Raw genomic sequence first — 15978 nt, 5'->3', positions numbered from 1 at the left:
CGCCTTGTCCGTGCATCGACTCGCCCGAACTTGGCGCCGTACGCGCTGAGGTGGGGTAGCAGGTTTTTTCAGGCGGGGATGGCGAGTTCGCACCAGACCGACTTGATGCTGTTGGCGCGGTTGAAGCCCCAGTGGGCGGCCATGCGGTCGACGAGCCAGAGCCCGCGGCCGTCGGTGTCCCCGTCTTCGGCGGTACGGGGGCTCGGGAAGCCCGGTCCACCGTCCACCACTTCGAGGCGGAGTACGTCCGAGGAGAGTGAGATGCGGAGTTCGGGCTTGCCGCATGCGTGACGGAGCGCGTTGCTGACGAGTTCGGACGCGAGGAGCGTCGCGTCGTCCGCCAGGTCGGCGAGGCCGTGACAGGTGAGGAACTGGCGTACGTGAGAACGGGCTTCGCGTGCGGCGATCGGCTCCGCCGGGAGCGTGTGGGCGAGGCGGCAGTAGATCGCCGTCTGGCGCGGGTGCATGAGCGCCCCTTTCGCGAAAACCTCGGACTGTAGTTGTTTGCTCACGCTAGGGTGGCATCGCTTCGAGCCAAACGGCAACACGAATCGGCAAATGCCATCTGGAGGCGCGATGAGCACCGAGCCCGGACCCACCCTGCGAAAGAAGCGCCTGGCGGCGGAGTTTCGGCGCATGCGCGAAGCCGCGGGTCTGACCTGCGAGGAGGTGGCGGAACGTCTGCTCGTCTCCGCATCGAAGATCAGTCGGATTGAAACCGGCCATCGAGGAGTGAGCCTGCGCGATGCGCGCGACTTGATGGACATCTACGGGGTGACCGACAAACGGCAGCGTGAGGCAACCATGGAACTTGCGCGTGAGGCCCGGCGTCGTGGTTGGTGGAGTGCCTACAGCGACTTGCTGCCCGGGCCCTACATCGGGCTGGAGTCCGAGGCGTCATCCATCTGCAACTACCAGACGCTGACGGTTCCAGGGCTCCTGCAGATCGAGGAGTACGCCCAGGCCGTCATCGGAACCGGTCTCGTGGTCGAGGAGGCGGAGGTTGCCCGGCGCACGGCCGCACGCATGCGGCGGCAGGAGCGGCTCGGGGCGCCCGGACTCGCGTTCTGGGCTGTGCTGGACGAGGCGGCAGTCCGGCGACCGGTCGGCGGTAGCGATGTCATGGTGCGCCAGTTGGATCACCTGATCGCCATGGCGCGGCTCCCTGCAGTGACCATCCAGGTCCTGCCGTTCGCGGCAGGAGCCTATCCGTCCATGGGCTGGCCGTTCGTGATCCTGTCATTCCCGGATCAGCTGGATCACGATGTGGTGATGGTGGAAAACAGCGTCGGGGAGCTGTATCTGGAGAAGTCGTCCGAGGTTGAGCGGTTTCGGACTGGCTTCGAGCATTTTCGCGCGGCAGCATTGAGCCCGGCCGACACGTTGACGTTGCTGCGCGAAGCGGCTCGGGATGTTCTGGAGTGTTGATGGCGGCAGATAGGCGACGGTGGACGCGGAGCAGCCACTCTGACACCGGCGCGGCGACGTGTGTCGAGGCTGCGGAGGCTGCTGGACAGGTGCTGGTACGCGACTCCAAGCGCGTGTCGGGGCCGCAGCTTGCCCTCGGGCCTGATGCGTGGCGGCAGTTCCTCAGGCTCGGCGGGCGGTGACCAGCCAGGCCCTGGAGTCGAACCACACTCCGCTGCCGGTGTCGTGGGCGGCCAGGGTCGCGTCGAGGTGGTCGAGTGCCCGGTCGGTGGAGGCGGCGTCTCGGCCGGCCAGTAGCTCTTGTGCGACCAGTAGTTGGAGTACTGCGACACGTGCCTCCGCGGCGTCCTCGCCGTAGTACACGGGCTCGCGTACGTCGACGACGTTCACCGCGGTGAACCCCGCCGCGGTCAAGGTACCGGCGACCGACTCCGGATCGGCGAGGGTGAAGGCCGTGTCGGCCGACGGTGAGGGCGTGTGACTGCCGCAGAGCGCCGTACGGATTGCCGTGCTCCACTCCTGGTGCTCGCGGGCCTGCCAGACCAGCTGGACGAACGTCGCACCCGGGCGCAGGGCTTGCGCGATGTTGGCGAAGGCCGCGATGGGGTCGGCGAAGAACATCGTGCCGAACCGGCTTACAGCGGCGGTGAATTGCTCGGCAGGGAAGGCATGGGTCTGGGCGTCACCCTGGAGGAAGTCGACGTTGCCGAGCCCTTCGGCGACCGCCAGTCGGCGGGCCTGCTCCAGCATCGGCGCCGAGACGTCGATGCCGAGTGCGGACCCCCGTACCGCGGCCCGGGCCGCCGCTCGCGTGGTCTGTCCGGCGCCGCAGCCGATGTCGAGGACGTGGTCGTCCGGGCGGATGTCCGCGGCCGCCCACAGCCGTTCCTGGTAGCGAACGAGTTCCGCGTCGTAGTCGAAGGTCATCGCCCTATCCCCTCACGCCGCAGGGCCGTCGCGCAGCACGCCGCGCACGGTGTCGATCCGCACACCGGGGTCGAACTCCGCCAGCCGCCACGTCGCTCCGGCCTTCGCGTACGGCCCGGGGTCGACGCCGGGCGCCAACCCGACGGCGATGTCGTACGAGGACATGTCACCCGCCCGCAAGTCCGCCAGCGTGCCGACGACTCCCGCGAGTTGGCCCGGGTGTTCCAAATTCGCCGGGAAGAACCCGTCGAGCCGGGCCGCCCGGCGGATCGGCTTGGCGTTGCCCGGGAATCCGGCCGCCCACACCGGTACGCCCGGACGCTGGATCGGCCGAGGGAGGAACGTGACGTCGTCAACCGTGTAGTGCTCGCCGCGGTGCCGCACCGGCTCGCCGGACCACGCGGCGCGCAGGACCTCCAACGACTCGTCGAGCATCCGCCCGCGCCGCCGGTCGTCCAACTCCTCACCCGTCTTCGACAGTTCACTACCAAACCGGTCACCGCCCAGACCGACCCCCAGAGTGAGGCGCCCACCGCTCAGGTGGTCCAGCGTCGCCGTCTCCCGCGCCACCTTGGCCGGCCGCCGCCGGGCGAGTGTCGTCACCATGGGTCCGAGGCGCAGCCGTTCCGTCGCGGTGGCGACAGCCGCCAGCGTGATCCACGGGTCGGAGACAAGTCGCACCGGCTCCCGCCAGCGCAGGTGGTCCCAGACGAAGCAGCCGTGCCAGCCCGCCTCCTCCGCCTCCGCGGCGAGGCGGGCGACCACCAGCGGGTCGGCGAGGTCGTCGAAGAGCGGCAGCCACAGCGCGGATCGCAGTCGGCTCACGGGCGTTCCCCTTCCACGGCCGGTCGTACGCAGGGCCTGGTACAGGACCCGACTTCCACGCTCCCGAGCCCTTGCTCACCGTGCAGTTGACGTGAGGTCATGACCGGAACGTTAGAGCCCCCATGCCCATCACGAAAAACGATGATTTCCGATCGGCTCAATCGCTTCTTCCAATGGACACCACTATGTTGAAGCTCGTGACCGACGTGGACCTGCGCCACCTGGCGGCAATGGTCGCCATAGCCGAAGAAGGCTCGTTCGGCCGGGCCGCCGCCCGACTGGGCTACACGCAGTCGACGGTGAGCCAGCAGATCGCCGCGCTGGAGCGGGTGGTCGGCGGGCTGGTGTTCGACCGGCCGGGCGGCCCCAAGCCGGTACGCCTCACCCCGCTCGGCCGCGTGGTCCTCGACCACGGGCGCGAACTCCTCGCCAAGGCAGTCGCGTTCGGCGAGGCCGTGGACCGGTTCAACGCCGGACGCGGCCGGATCGACATCGGCACGTTCCAGAGCGTGTCCAACGTGATCCTGCCGTCGCTCGTACGCCGACTGCGCGACGAACACCCGGGCTGCGACATCCGGCTCTCCGAAGAGGAGCCGGACCAGCCGCAGATCGGCGACCTCGACCTGCTGTTCTACGACGGCCGCATCGACCCCCGCATCAGCGGCGGCCTCGAACACCTGAAGCTGCTCGACGACCCGTACCTGCTCGTGGCCGCCCCGGGTGCCTTCCCGGAAGGCCCGGTCTCGCTGGAGCGACTGGACGGCGCGCCCATGCTGGCCTGGCCGCTCAACTGCGACCAACCCCGCGTGGAACAGGCGATCGCCCGCAGCGGCGCCCGTCCGCAGATGGTGTTCCGCACCGCGGTCAACGACACCCTCTTGTCGATGGTGCGGGTCGGCATGGGATCGGCGATCCTGCCGTGGCTGGTCATCCTCGGCGGCGACGTGCTCTCCGACACCCGGCTCCGCGTCCACGAGTTGCGCCCGCGCATCCCGCCCCGGGAGATCTACCTGCACTGGCGCGCCGGACGCACCCACTCGCCACTCGCCTGCCGCGCCCTGGAAATCGCCGTCGAGGTCGCCTCCGAGGTCGCCTCCGAAGTCGCGTACGAGGTCGCCTAGGCAGAAGCACTTACGCCCGCACGAACCGGCATCGGTCGGGTCGTGTCAGTCGAACTGGGCTTTGTACGCGGCAGCCCGGGTGACGGAGTCGATGGCGAAGTTGACCGTGCCGACGGGGATCCGTCCAGCCACGATCGCGACGATTCGGGCGGCATCGGCCACACCGAAAGCTGACCAGCACCGTGCGCTCCTCTACTTGTCCATGTCGGAGCCGGTACGGTGGCGTACCGACGGTGTGGCCTGCGCCTGTCACCGATCGGTCCCGTGATCGCTCGTGGGCAGCGCGGCGTGCCCGTCGAATGCCGGGGCGTAACGGTGTAGCGGGTGGGGCGTCGCTGAGCCGGCTCACCGTCCACTGGACGCACCCAGGACGAAGCCGGGGATCAGATGACGACGGATGAGAACAAGTAGCTTGCGGGCTATGTATCAGGGCGGGACGCAGTATTGGCCGAGCGCCGGGTCCCAGGCGTTCAACTCGGCGCTGGTCACCCTCATGCTGGCGCTGACCGCGTTCTTGACGCTCCAGTCACTTTGAACCGGCGCCGCGTTGTTCGAGGAGTTGGCGACGGGCCGTCCACGGAGGGGATTCGCGTGGACGGCCCGTGCTTGGTTCAACAAGTGGGGTGGGTGGGCGTGTTCCCCGGGGAGGGGCCGAATGCCCCCAGAGTGGGGCTGCACGGGGCGGCCGGGTTTCAGCGGCCCTTGAACTCGGGGGTCTTCTTCTCGGCGAAGGCGCGGGGGCCGATGCGGGAGTCCTCGGAGAGGAAGACGCGCATGCCGATCTCGGACTCGATCTTGAAGGCCTCGTCCTCGGGGAGTTCGTCGGTTTCGCGGAGGACGCGGAGGACCGCTTGCACGGCCAACGGACCGTTGGCGGCGATGGTGTTGGCGATCTCCTTGGCCGTCTCGAGGGCGGTGCCGTCGGGAACGAGGTGGGAGATCAGGCCGAGTTCCTTCGCCTCCGGGGCGTAGAAGTGACGGCCGGTCAGGAGGATGTCGGCGGCTGCGGTGTACGGGATCTGGCGGCGGAGGCGTACCGCCGAACCGCCCAGCGGGAACAGGCCCCACTTGACTTCGGAGACGCCGAAGCGGGCGGACTCGCCGGCGACGCGGATGTCGGTGGACTGGAGGATCTCGGTGCCGCCCGCGATGGCCGGGCCCTCGACGGCGGCGATCAGCGGCTTCTTGAGGGTGAAGCCCTTCAGGATCCACTTCATCACCGACATGTCGAGCGCGAGCTTCGTACCGTCTCCGTCGCCCTTGAACGCGTCTCCGGGAGCGCTCTTGCTCATGTTCTTGAGGTCGGCCCCGGCGCAGAACGCCCCGCCGGCCCCGGTGAGGATCGCGACGCGGATGTCGGGGTCCTCGTTGACCAGTTCCCACGTGTCTTCGAGGATCGCCATCATCTCGCTCGTCAGCGCGTTGCGCGCGTGCGGGCGGTTGAGGGTGATGACGAGGATGTGGCCGTCGCGCTCTACGAGGACGGGGGGAGCGGACTGTTCGTCGGTCATGGTGCGGAACTCCATGCGCTAGAGAGGCGGAGAGGGGGTCAGCGGGGCGGGCGGGGCATGCCTAGGCCGAGCATGGCGATCATGTCGCGCTGGATCTCGTTGGTGCCGCCGCCGAAGGTGAGCATCAGGCAGATGCGGTACATGCGTTCGACGCGCGAGCGGATCTGGCCGCCGAGGTCGTCCTCCGCCGCCGCGCCGGTGAGGTAAGCCTCCTCGCCGAGGATGTCCATGAGCATCCGGTACGCCTCGACGTACAGCTCCGTGCCGAACACCTTCGTCGTCGACGCCTGCGCCGGACCGAACTTCGCCCCGTGGTCGGCCCCCCACGCCGCCTTCCAGTTGAGCAGCTTCAGGTACTCGGTCCGCGCGTGCAGCCGCCCGAGGTTGAGCCGCACCACGTCGCGGTCGATCAGCCGCGTCCCGTCCGGCAGCACCACCTGGCGCGCCCACCGGTGCGTCTGGTTCACGAGCAGTTGCAGGCCGTACGCCGAACACAGCGCGACCCGCTCGTGGTTGAGCTGTCCGGTGATCAGCTTCCAGCCGTCGCCAGGCTCGCCGACCAGCGCGGAGTGCGGCACGCGGACGTTGTCGTACATCGTCGCAGTGGTCGTCTGACCGGTAAGCGTCGGCACCGGGCTCCACGAGAAGCCGGGGGTGTCCGTCGGCACGCAGAACACCGACAGGCCCTTGTGGCGCGGCTGTTCGGGGTCGGTACGGACCGCCAGCCAGATGTAGTCGGCCACGCTGGCGAGCGAAGTCCACATCTTCTGCCCGTTGATGACCCACTCGTCGCCCTCGCGTACCGCGCTGGTACGCAGCGCCGCGAGGTCCGTCCCGGCACCCGGCTCGCTGTAGCCGATCGCGAAGTGCAGCTCACCGGCGAGGATTTTGGGCAGGAAGAAGGACTTCTGCTCGTCCGACCCGAACTCCATGATGGCCGGGCCCACACTGTTGAGGGTGAGCAGCGGGATCGACGCCCCGGCGCCCATCGCCTCGTCGTGGAAGATGAGTTGCTCGATGTTGGTGAGCGCCTGGCCGCCGTACTCCTTCGGCCACCCGATGCCGAGCCAGCCGTCCTGGCCCATTTGCCGGATCACCTTGCAGTAGGCGCTGTCCCGGTCCATGGCCTCGCCCTCGGACGCGGCCTCGGCGCGCAACTCGGGCGTCATGATCCCGGCGAAGTACGCGCGCAGTTCGCGACGGAGCTGCTCCTGCTCCGGGGTGTAGGCGATGTGCATACGACCTCCGACCTCCGATTCACGTCTCGCCGCGCGCGTCGCGCAGCCGTTGGTACGAGTCCCGGAACCGCGTCAGCAGCGCTCCCAGTTGCTCGCGGTCGCCCGGGTCCCAGTCGGCCCAGACGGTGGCGATGTCACGCAGCCACACCTGGCGGATCAACTCGCGTGTCTCGAGCCCCTCGTCGGTCAGGTGCAGCAGTACGGCCCGGCCGTCGCGCGGATCGCCCTCGCGGCGTACCAGGCCCTGGTCCTCCAGCGGCCGGATCTGCCGGCTCGCGGTGGACTGCTCGACCCCCAGCCGGTCCGCGATCTCCTTCACCCCGAGGGGCCCGTGCCGATACAGCACGAACAGGATCGAGATCGCCGAGCGCGGCAGCGGCCGCCCGGCCGAGCCCTCCATCCGGGCGCGGTACGCCGGCGTCCGGTCGACGTCGGTGACCAGCGTGATGAACGCACTGACCATCGCCTCCGCGGAGTCCTCCGGAAAGTTCTCCGGCGCGCTCTCCGGGAAGCGGCCTGGCAGCGCCTCGAACGGCCGATCGGCGGGCATGCGCCGGATGCTTGCATGTATGCATCCAACAGACAAGGGTCACCGCGCCGAGGAGACCGGCCGAGGCGAGCAGTGAATCAGTCGACTGTTTGAATAGTGCCCCTCGTGGCCTTGAAACGCGCGGTCCGGGCGCGCTAGAACCGTGGGCACGGCAGAGCACGGCAGAGCACGGCAGGACGCGGCAGAGCACGGCGGGACACAGCAGGACACAGCAGGACACGAACCCGAGCACGACGGAACACGGACGGCGAGGTACCGCTCGATGGCGACGACCGGGACGACGACGGCGACGACGCACGGCACGGCGGAGCCGCCGCGCGAGTTCGGCAATCTGATCGACGGCAAGATCCTCCCGGCCGCGGGAGGGGGTCGTCTGGACTCGGTCGCCCCGTCCACCGGCCGGGTCTGGGCGCGAGTCCCGCGCTCGACCGGAGAGGACGCCGAGGCAGCCGTCGCGGCCGCGCGGCGGGCGTACCCCGCCTGGTCCGCGCTGCCGCCGGTGCGCCGCGCGATGTACCTGCGCGAGGTCTCCCGCGTCGTCGCCGAGAACTCCGCCGAACTCGCCGAGATCGAGGCGCGCGACAACGGCCGCATCATCCGCGACGTGCGCGGCGGCGACGTGCCGGGTGTGGCGTACATGTGGAACGCGTTCGCCGGCGAGTGCGATGCGGCCGTACGCGGCATGAGCACGCAGATCGGCCCGACCACCGTGGGGCTCACCCGCCGTGAGCCGTACGGCGTCGTGCTCGGCATCATCCCGTGGAACGCCCCGCTCCCGACCCTCACCGCCAAGGCCGGCGCGGCCCTGGCCGCCGGGAACACCGCGATCGTCAAGCCTGCCGAGCAGGCGTCGGCATCCTCGCTGCGGCTGGCCGAGCTGATCGCCGACGTGCTGCCGCCGGGCGTCCTCAACATCGTCTCCGGCCTGGGCGAAGAGGTCGGCGACCCGCTCGTGCGGCACGCGGGGGTCGACCGCATCAGCCTGACCGGGTCGACCGAGACCGGTCAGGTCATCACGCGTGCGTCCGCCGACAACCTCAAGCCTCTTGCGCTCGAACTCGGCGGCAAGTCACCCAACATCGTGTTCGCGGACGCGGACCTCGACGCCGCGGCGGTCGGCGTCACCACCACCGCGGTCTACACCGGCAACGCGGGCCAGGTCTGCTACGCGGGCACCCGCGTCCTCGTCCAGGCGAGCATCCTCGACGACTTCCTCGACAGGATGCGCGCGGCTGTCGCCGACGTCGTGCTCGGTGACGCCCTCGACCCCGCCACCACCATGGGCCCGATCGTGTCCGCCGAGCAGTACGCCCGCGTCACGGGCTATCTCGATCTCGCCCTCGCCGAGGGCGCGACCCCCGTCTTTGGCGGACGCCACGGCGCGGCCCTGTTCGACGACGGATCCCCGTTCGCCGATGGCTACTTCGTCGAGCCGACGCTGTTCCGAGCGGCCGACAACAGCCTGCGCATCTGCCGCGAGGAGATCTTCGGCCCGGTCGCCGTCGTCATCCCCTTCGAGGACGAGGCGGAGGCCGTCAGGATCGCCAACGACACCCCCTACGGCCTCGCCGCGGGCGTCTGGACGCAGGACCTCGCCCGCGCCCACCGCCTGACCGCCGCGCTGCACGCGGGCTTCATCTGGGTCAACACCTACCGCCGCCTGGGCGGGGGTCTCCCGTTCGCGGGCATGGGCGACAGCGGCTACGGCCACGACTCGGTGCTGGAGAACACGCGCGAGAAGTCCGTGATGATCGAACTGCTGGGCTGATCGAAGTGCTGGGCTGATCGAACTATGGGCTGATCGAGCCGCGGGGGCGGGTGGACTGCGCTTCGTCGTCCACGGACCAGGAACGTAGATTCGGGGGATGAAGGAACAGCCCTCGGACCTGCACGACGCCTGCCTGCGCGAGACCCTGGCGCTGTGGGGGATCGAACCCGCGGCAATGGCGTACGCCGCCGTCGGCTTCGGCGACCACCATTGGTCCGTCGAAGGCGCCGACGGGCGGCGGTGGTTCGCCACGGTCGCCGACCTCACCGCGAAGGCGCACTGCGGTCCGGATCCCGGCACGGCGTTCGACGGCCTGCGGCGCGCGATGGACACCGCCGCTGTACTCGCCGATCAGCACGGCGGAGCACTGGAGTTCGTCGTCGCGCCGCTGCGTGTGCCCGGCTCTGAAGACACCGTCGCGCGCATCGGGCACCGCTACGCCCTCAGCGTCTTCCCGCACATGACGGCGAAGTCCGGCCATTTCGGCGACGAACTCGACGCGGAGCAGCGTGGCTCGGTCATCGACCTTCTAGCGCGCCTGCACCGCGTCGAGGGGCCGGGAGACGTGCCCGTTGCCGACGTCCGGCTGCCCCATCGCCGGCAGTTGGAGGCCGCGCTTGCCGATGCGAGTGCCGAGGGAGCGCGTTGGGGAGGCGGCGGCCCCTACGCCGAATCCGCCCGCGCGCTGCTTGCCGAGTACGCCGGGGTGATGCGCCGCCGCCTCGCCGAATTCGACGCGGCCGCGGAACGGGTGGATCGGGACAACCGGCGGCCCGGTACAGGGTTTGTCGTCACGCACGGGGAACCGCATCCGGGCAATCTGCTGCGCGACGACGCCGACCGGCTGCTCCTGGTGGACTGGGACACCGTGGGCCTCGCCGCCCCCGAGCGCGACCTGTGGCACGTCGTGCGCGATTCCGGCGATTCGGAGCGGTACGCGGAGGCGTCCGGGCGCGCGCCCGACGCCGAGGCATTGGCCTTCTACCGCCTGCGTTGGTCCCTCGTCGACACCATGGAGTTCGTGGAGATCTTCCGCGGCCCTCACCAGCGCACCCGCGACACCGACGACGCGTGGCGGCATCTGGGCGCCACGCTCGCGGACCTGGCCGAATCCGGCGGGTGAAGGGGGTTTTGGCCGGAGAACCCGGGGACGATGCCGCGCCTTCGCGGCGAGTCGGTGGACGGCTGATGGTGGATGGCCATCGCAAAAAGGATATTCGTTGCCATGTCGTCGGTGTATCCCAATAGGCGGGTACCGCGCCGTCGGACGTGCGGGCTGCCGTGAAAACTGCTCTGGAGGCCCTGTGCTGCCGTCTGCGACTCTCGCCACCAACGAGCAACTCGAGGCCCTTCGCGCTCGGGGAGATCGCGTCGTACCGATGGCGCTCGGCGAAGTGGGGCTTCCCGTGCATCCGTTGCTGCGTGAGGCTCTTGCCGACGCCGCCGGAAGCAACGCGTACGGGCCGATCGCCGGACTCCCCGCACTTCGCGCCGCGGCGGCCGGGTACTGGAGCCGCCGCGGGATGCCGACAGCGCCCGGCCAGGTGCTCGTCGGGCCCGGCAGCAAGGCGCTCCTGTTCGCGCTCCGCCTGGCGATCGGCGGCGATGTCGTGCTGCCCAGGCCGAGTTGGGTGTCCTATGCCGCCCAGGCGTCCATCCTGGGCGGTCGGTCGTGGCCCGTGGCCATCCGCCCGGGCGAAGGCGGCGTCCCGGATCCGGCCGCGCTCGCCCGTACCGTGGCCCTCGCGCGGGCAGCCGGACACGAGGTGCGGCAGATCCTGGTCACCCTGCCGGACAATCCGACCGGCACCTACGCCTCGGCGGAGACGATACGCGAACTGTGCCAAGTAGCCCGGGAACAGGACCTGGTCATCGTCTCGGACGAGATCTACCGAGACCTCGTCCACGTGCCCGGCGCCCACCTGCCCAGCCCCGCGGAGTACGCGCCCGAACGAACCATCGTCACGACCGGCCTGAGCAAGAGCCATGCGCTGGGCGGCTGGCGTCTCGGCGTCGCGCGATTCCCCGACTCCTGTACCGGTCGGAGGCTCCGTGACCGGATCATCGGGATCGGCAGCGAGATCTGGTCGGCGCCGGTCCATCCGGTACAGCACGCCGCCGTGCTCGCGTTCGACGAACCCCGCGAACTGGTGGCACACGTACAGCAATGCAACGTCCTGCACGCGAGCGTCGCGAACGCGGTCGCCGACATTTGCGCCGGTCACGGTGTCCTGCCGCACCGCCCCGCGGCGGCGTTCTACGTCTATGCCGACTTCGGAACCCACCGCCGGCGGCTCGAACGAGACGCGGGGATCACGTCGGGCGAGGCACTGGCGCACACGCTGACGGCCGGGCACGGTTGCGGGGTCCTGCCCGGGGCCGTCTTCGGCGACCGCGCATCCGCATTGCGGGTACGCCTCGCCACGTCACTCCTGTACGGCGTCGACGACGAACAGCGGCAGGCCGCACTGGAATCCGAAAAGCCGACCGAACTGGCGTGGATCTCAGCGGCGTTGGAGCAGTGGGACGCCGCTCTCGCCGCCACGACCGCGACGCGGCGCCCGCCGGACCCCAAGGCCCTGCAAAGCGGAGCGAGCGCCGAGCCGGCGGCCGGCGGCGTCAAGGGCGCCGGGGGCCGCTGACCACCGGTGTCCCGGCCCCGGCCAGCCCTGCGCCGGGGTCCGCGGACCCCGGCTTCCCGGTCCCCGTGTCTCGGCGGTGCGACCAGGCATCCGCCGGAGGCCGCCTCCGGCGGCGCGGCACGATGGTCGTCGCGACGGCGTGCGCCTTGGCCCGTCGGCGCATCGCGCGGTCTCGCCGCCGCTCCGCGCGAACCTCCGCCTCGACCTCGCGGCAGCACCGCCACGCCAGGGAGGCGGCCGAGGTCTGTGCCATCGGGGCCGGGTCGGCTGCGAAGGCGAGTTCGTTGCAGATCCGCGCGAGGACTCCCGCGGCTTCGCCGGCCCGGTCGCCGACCCGGGCCCGCGCATACTCTGCCACCTCGGTGGCGGTCAACGCGCCGGTTGCCGGCATGCCGAGTTCGAGGAGGCGTACCTGCAACTGCTCCCAGGCACCGAGAATTCGCCGTTCCGGCGGGCCGCGCATGCGCCGCCGCCGCACCACCGTCGGGCGTAGCGCGAGCCCGAGGGCGACGAGGACCGCGAGCACCACAACGGCGCCGACGACCAACGCCCACAAGGGAATTCCGTCTCGCGAGCTTCCGGAGCCGTCCGCCTGGTCCTGCTTCTGCTTCTCGGCTTCGGACGGGTCCTGGCCCTGGGCGGGTGCGGGAGCCGGCGCCGGAGCGGGCTCGACGACCGGCTCCGGGGGCGGCGGAGGCACCACGGCGGCCGGTCCGGGTTCGGGCGTGGGAAAGAACGAGATCCAACCCACGTCGGCGAAGTGCACCTCTGCCCACGCCAGCGCGTCCCCCGCCCGCACCTGCAACCGGCCCTCGGTCGGCATGGGCGACCGGAAGCCCACCACCACCCGGCTGGGCAGGTTCAGTGTCCTGGCCAAGACCGCGAAGGCCGCCGCGAACTGCTCCGAGGTCCCCCTCCTGCTGCTCCCCAGGAAGAACTCGAGGTGGCGGTAGCCGTGCCCCGGCACTGCGTCCTCGTCGAACACGCAGCGGGCACGCAGCCATTCGGCAAGCCGAACGGCCTGCTCGTAGGGGAAGCTCGTCCCCGCCGTCGCCTCCTGCGCGAGCGCGCGCAGCGCGTCGACGGTTTCGATCGGCGCGCCGGTCGCGTCGTGATAGGGCAGCGCCGTCCCCTCGGGGTCGTCGGCCGGAACGGCGTACTGGGTGCGCTCCGGTGAATGTACGGCCACCTTGGAGACGACCGAGTAGGTGCTGCCCGGGGGGAGCCGGCGGTCGCCGGCCAGAACGCCGCCTTCCGGATCCACGGCTATGCGCATCCCCGCCGGACTGGACACGTCCACGCTCTCGGGCCGATCGGCGGACGGCAGCCAGGGGCCCGGCAGTTGGTCGACGACGATGTGCTGGCTCAGAGACCGTGCGGCCGTCTCGGCGTCCGGCCCAGGCGGGACACGCCCACCGGACGCGACCAGGCTGTGCACGGGACGCCAGCGGATGCCGTCGTACTCGTCGAAGACCGTCAGCCGCCACAACTGGTCGGCGGGTGCGTCCGGCGCCGAAACGGTGAACATCGGGCGCTCCGGGTCGCGCAGCCACGATGACAGCCGTTCCAGGGGGTTGACGCCCTGCACCGTCAGCGGCTCGGCCTGGCGCGCGTGCGGACGCAGGTCCACCGCCCGGCGCGAACCCCCAGGCATTGCCGGTGTGATCAGGCCCGCGATCAGTGCCAGTACGCCAACCAGTACGCCTCCCGTCACCAGCTGCTCGGTGCGCACGGCCGAGTCCGGCGTACGAATGAGCGCCATGGCCCCGGCGATCACGATCGCCGGCATCGCAAGCGGCAGCCCGCCCTGGGGCGCGCCGACCGCGAGCAGCGGCACCACGGCAAGCGCCACCGCGGCGGGCAGGGCGGGAACCAGAACACCGCGCCCCCGCAAGGCGAGTTCCGCGCCGCTCCAGGCAACGAGCCACACAATCGCGAAGACGAGCACCAGCAGTCGGCTGTCGGCAGGTGCGGGCAGGACCATCCCCAGTAGCGTTTGCGGCGCGTCTGCCAGAGATGTACCCAACTCGCGGGCCAAGGCCGGGGTGGGTACGAATCCCCCGGGGGCGCGGTCGCCGAACAGGGTCGCGCAGCCGGCCACCAGGGCGCACAACATCGTCAAGGCGGCGGCGGAAGCCAGGGGGAAACGCAAGCGCGCGGAAACCAGGTACGTCAGCGCCACCGGCAGCAGCGCCGCGACCGTCACCGTGCCGGCGATCGCGGGCCAGCCGAACACGGGTCGGAACGCGGCGCCCGCGCACAGGGCCAGCAAGGAGACCGGGACGAGCGACAATTGCGCCTGCCGTGTCGGGCCGTCGGCAGGACGTCGCGTGCCGGGCCGGGTCGGAGCGCGGCCGACGCCGGGAGCGGAGGCAGCGGTCACCCGACGGACATCCGTTTCCAGGCAAGGGGCAGTTCGTCGAGCGTGTCCAGGGTGAATACCCCGACTCCTCCGCGTGGGGAGGGAGTTCCCGGCGCCGGTGCGGCGGGTGCGGTGCGTCCGGTCTGCCCGGCGAGGGGTGAACCGGCCTGGATCACCAGGACGCGATCGAAGTTGCCGTGAACGGCGGACACCATCCGTGCGGGCGCCGCGCCGGCGAGCACCGAGGTGACCACGACCAGCGATCCGCCGCCTCGGGAGCCGGTGAGAGCGGAGATGGCCCGCCCCAGCCCCCCGCCGCCTCCCGGGCTCACCTCGGCCAGAGCGTCCAACACGCCGCCCGCGTCGGTGGAATCGCCCTTGACCAACACCTCGGCCCCCGCGTGGAGCCGTACCGGAAACGCCGTCAAAGCCGCGGAGCCCGCGACCGACGCACTGACGTCGACCGCGAGTTCGAAGCTCTCCTCGCTGTACGTGCCCTGTGGGGTCGTGTAGTTCATCGGATCGGTGTCGAGAAGCACTGTTGTGTGCGGACGGCTCACGTCGGCCATCTGGCGCACCATCAGCACTCCGGTGCGGGCACTGGAGCGCCAGTGCACCAGCCTGCGGTCGTCGCCCGCGACATACGCGCGAAGCGCGTGGAACGCCGAAGTGGCGCCGTTCACCGCGTTGGACGTCGTCCCGTCGAGATGCGGGTCACGCCCCGAGGCGGGGACCGGAAGCCGCACCATGCGGGGGCGCACCACCAACTCGGCCATGGCCCCGAACCGGTGTGCACGCTGAAACAGGCCGAAAGGGTCCCGCACGACCAACTCCAGGGGACCGACGGAGATGATGCCCCGGCGCGGCGTGGGGATTTCGTAGTCGGCGACGATCCGCGTCCCGGCCTTCGCGACCGGCACCCGGACCACCACGCGCTGGTCGTCCGTGCCGTCCGACAACTGCAGGCCGCGGCGCGCCCGCTTGCCGGTGCGCACCACTTGGACCGTGGCAACCGCCCTGCCACCCCGCTCGGTTCGCGGCGGCACCAAAGTGCGGGAGGCGGTCACCCCGGGGGAGGGCAGCACCCACGCCAACGCCGCGCCCGCCGCCAGCAGGCAGCCGAGTCCGAGGAGCAACGAGTCGCGGTAGCCCGTGGCCCAACCGGCCGGTCCGAACACCAATCCGGCGCCGATCACGCCGAGTCCGGTCCGGGTGAGCGACAGCCGCCCCGGGCCGCCACCCGGGGCGGCCTCGCCGACGACCCGGGGACCTGGTACTGCCTGGCGCATCAGCCGCTCCTCGAACGGGCCGTCGACCCGCCTGCGACGGGTGCCGCGGCGGCCCGCGTCCGGCGGTGATCTCCCACCTCGAACCCTAGACGCGGGGTGGTCCGGCGCGACATACACAAAACGACTGTCCAATTCGCGCGGGTCTTGCTTGGCCGTGCAACGTGTTACCCGGTGGAAACGGGTTGTTCCTAGCGTTAAGCCGGTGGTGTGCGGACCGCCGGGCACACTGTCCGCATATCGCTGGCAGACTCCGACGTAGCTGGAGGCAATTGCCGTGTTGGGCACCGATTCCCTCCCGACCCCGCGTGGGCGGTCGT

14 protein-coding genes are annotated in these 15978 nt (G+C 70.6%); 6 read left to right on the top strand and 8 right to left on the bottom strand.

Annotated features, from left to right (window positions below):
- Window positions 1-68 precede the first annotated feature (68 nt).
- Window positions 69-467, bottom strand: coding sequence for an ATP-binding protein (locus tag AB0C36_RS03190; RefSeq protein ID WP_358348396.1), 399 nt, complete (start codon window positions 465-467; stop codon window positions 69-71).
- A 109-nt stretch (window positions 468-576) separates the two neighbouring features.
- Between AB0C36_RS03190 and AB0C36_RS03185 the strand changes: the two genes are divergently transcribed.
- Both AB0C36_RS03185 and AB0C36_RS03180 read left to right on the top strand, forming a co-directional pair.
- Window positions 577-1428, top strand: coding sequence for a helix-turn-helix domain-containing protein (locus tag AB0C36_RS03185; protein WP_358348394.1), 852 nt, complete (start codon window positions 577-579; stop codon window positions 1426-1428).
- A complete protein-coding gene (locus tag AB0C36_RS03180; RefSeq protein ID WP_358348392.1) occupies window positions 1428-1610 on the top strand; it encodes a DUF397 domain-containing protein in 183 nt (60 codons plus the stop codon). The genes AB0C36_RS03185 and AB0C36_RS03180 overlap by 1 nt, the downstream gene beginning before the upstream one ends.
- Here the strand turns inward: AB0C36_RS03180 and AB0C36_RS03175 are convergent.
- A complete protein-coding gene (locus AB0C36_RS03175; RefSeq protein WP_358348390.1) occupies window positions 1591-2355 on the bottom strand; it encodes a class I SAM-dependent methyltransferase in 765 nt (254 codons plus the stop codon). The two genes, AB0C36_RS03180 and AB0C36_RS03175, sit on opposite strands and share 20 nt — an antisense overlap.
- 12 nt (window positions 2356-2367) lie before the next feature.
- Complete coding sequence (locus AB0C36_RS03170) at window positions 2368-3180, bottom strand: LLM class flavin-dependent oxidoreductase (protein ID WP_358348387.1); 813 nt, start codon at window positions 3178-3180, stop codon at window positions 2368-2370.
- A gap of 197 nt (window positions 3181-3377) precedes the next feature.
- On the opposite strand from AB0C36_RS03170, the gene AB0C36_RS03165 reads away from it, so the two are divergent.
- Window positions 3378-4301 (top strand): LysR family transcriptional regulator, encoded by a 924-nt coding sequence (locus tag AB0C36_RS03165; RefSeq protein WP_358348385.1) that lies wholly within the window; start codon window positions 3378-3380, stop codon window positions 4299-4301.
- A gap of 692 nt (window positions 4302-4993) precedes the next feature.
- On the opposite strand, the gene AB0C36_RS03160 is transcribed toward AB0C36_RS03165, so the two are convergent.
- The 3 genes from AB0C36_RS03160 to AB0C36_RS03150 are packed head-to-tail and all read right to left on the bottom strand — an operon-like array spanning window position 4994 to window position 7600.
- Entirely contained in the window at window positions 4994-5812 is an 819-nt protein-coding gene (locus AB0C36_RS03160) for a crotonase/enoyl-CoA hydratase family protein (protein WP_358348382.1), read from the bottom strand.
- Between the two features lie 38 nt (window positions 5813-5850).
- Window positions 5851-7050 (bottom strand): acyl-CoA dehydrogenase family protein, encoded by a 1200-nt coding sequence (locus AB0C36_RS03155; protein ID WP_358348379.1) that lies wholly within the window; start codon window positions 7048-7050, stop codon window positions 5851-5853.
- A gap of 19 nt (window positions 7051-7069) precedes the next feature.
- Window positions 7070-7600 carry a MarR family winged helix-turn-helix transcriptional regulator gene (locus AB0C36_RS03150; RefSeq protein WP_358348376.1) on the bottom strand — a complete coding sequence of 177 codons (531 nt, stop codon included), beginning with the start codon at window positions 7598-7600 and terminating at the stop codon, window positions 7070-7072.
- Between the two features lie 262 nt (window positions 7601-7862).
- Here AB0C36_RS03150 and AB0C36_RS03145 point away from each other — a divergent pair, with 262 nt between their 5' ends.
- From AB0C36_RS03145 to AB0C36_RS03135, 3 genes are all read left to right on the top strand, one after another.
- The gene (locus AB0C36_RS03145) at window positions 7863-9368 is read left to right on the top strand and encodes an aldehyde dehydrogenase family protein (RefSeq protein ID WP_358348373.1); all 1506 of its coding nucleotides are present in this window, start codon (window positions 7863-7865) and stop codon (window positions 9366-9368) included.
- Between the two features lie 97 nt (window positions 9369-9465).
- Window positions 9466-10491 carry a phosphotransferase gene (locus AB0C36_RS03140; protein WP_358348370.1) on the top strand — a complete coding sequence of 342 codons (1026 nt, stop codon included), beginning with the start codon at window positions 9466-9468 and terminating at the stop codon, window positions 10489-10491.
- A 256-nt stretch (window positions 10492-10747) separates the two neighbouring features.
- On the top strand, window positions 10748-12010 hold the full coding sequence (locus AB0C36_RS03135) for a pyridoxal phosphate-dependent aminotransferase (RefSeq protein WP_358348369.1): 1263 nt from the start codon (window positions 10748-10750) through the stop codon (window positions 12008-12010).
- Here the strand turns inward: AB0C36_RS03135 and AB0C36_RS03130 are convergent.
- Together AB0C36_RS03130 and AB0C36_RS03125 are read right to left on the bottom strand one after the other, a co-directional pair.
- The gene (locus tag AB0C36_RS03130; RefSeq protein WP_358348367.1) at window positions 11988-14393 is read right to left on the bottom strand and encodes a transglutaminase TgpA family protein; all 2406 of its coding nucleotides are present in this window, start codon (window positions 14391-14393) and stop codon (window positions 11988-11990) included. The genes AB0C36_RS03135 and AB0C36_RS03130 overlap by 23 nt on opposite strands.
- Window positions 14390-15661 carry a DUF58 domain-containing protein gene (locus tag AB0C36_RS03125; RefSeq protein WP_358348364.1) on the bottom strand — a complete coding sequence of 424 codons (1272 nt, stop codon included), beginning with the start codon at window positions 15659-15661 and terminating at the stop codon, window positions 14390-14392. The genes AB0C36_RS03130 and AB0C36_RS03125 overlap by 4 nt, the downstream gene beginning before the upstream one ends.
- Window positions 15662-15978: the final 317 nt, after the last annotated feature.

Source organism: Streptodolium elevatio (genome assembly GCF_040649515.1).
Taxonomy (GTDB): Bacteria; Actinomycetota; Actinomycetes; order Streptomycetales; family Streptomycetaceae; genus Yinghuangia; species Yinghuangia elevatio.
Note: the sequence above shows the minus strand (reverse complement) of the source record. Positions and strands in the feature narration are given on the sequence as shown.

Coding starts and splice junctions, on each gene's coding strand:
- AB0C36_RS03190 (WP_358348396.1), bottom strand. CDS start 467: ATGCACCCGCGCCAGACGGCGATCTACTGCCGCCTCGCCCACACGCTC.
- AB0C36_RS03185 (WP_358348394.1), top strand. CDS start 577: ATGAGCACCGAGCCCGGACCCACCCTGCGAAAGAAGCGCCTGGCGGCG.
- AB0C36_RS03180 (WP_358348392.1), top strand. CDS start 1,428: ATGGCGGCAGATAGGCGACGGTGGACGCGGAGCAGCCACTCTGACACC.
- AB0C36_RS03175 (WP_358348390.1), bottom strand. CDS start 2,355: ATGACCTTCGACTACGACGCGGAACTCGTTCGCTACCAGGAACGGCTG.
- AB0C36_RS03160 (WP_358348382.1), bottom strand. CDS start 5,812: ATGACCGACGAACAGTCCGCTCCCCCCGTCCTCGTAGAGCGCGACGGC.
- AB0C36_RS03155 (WP_358348379.1), bottom strand. CDS start 7,050: ATGCACATCGCCTACACCCCGGAGCAGGAGCAGCTCCGTCGCGAACTG.
- AB0C36_RS03150 (WP_358348376.1), bottom strand. CDS start 7,600: ATGCCCGCCGATCGGCCGTTCGAGGCGCTGCCAGGCCGCTTCCCGGAG.
- AB0C36_RS03145 (WP_358348373.1), top strand. CDS start 7,863: ATGGCGACGACCGGGACGACGACGGCGACGACGCACGGCACGGCGGAG.
- AB0C36_RS03140 (WP_358348370.1), top strand. CDS start 9,466: ATGAAGGAACAGCCCTCGGACCTGCACGACGCCTGCCTGCGCGAGACC.
- AB0C36_RS03135 (WP_358348369.1), top strand. CDS start 10,748: ATGGCGCTCGGCGAAGTGGGGCTTCCCGTGCATCCGTTGCTGCGTGAG.
- AB0C36_RS03125 (WP_358348364.1), bottom strand. CDS start 15,661: ATGCGCCAGGCAGTACCAGGTCCCCGGGTCGTCGGCGAGGCCGCCCCG.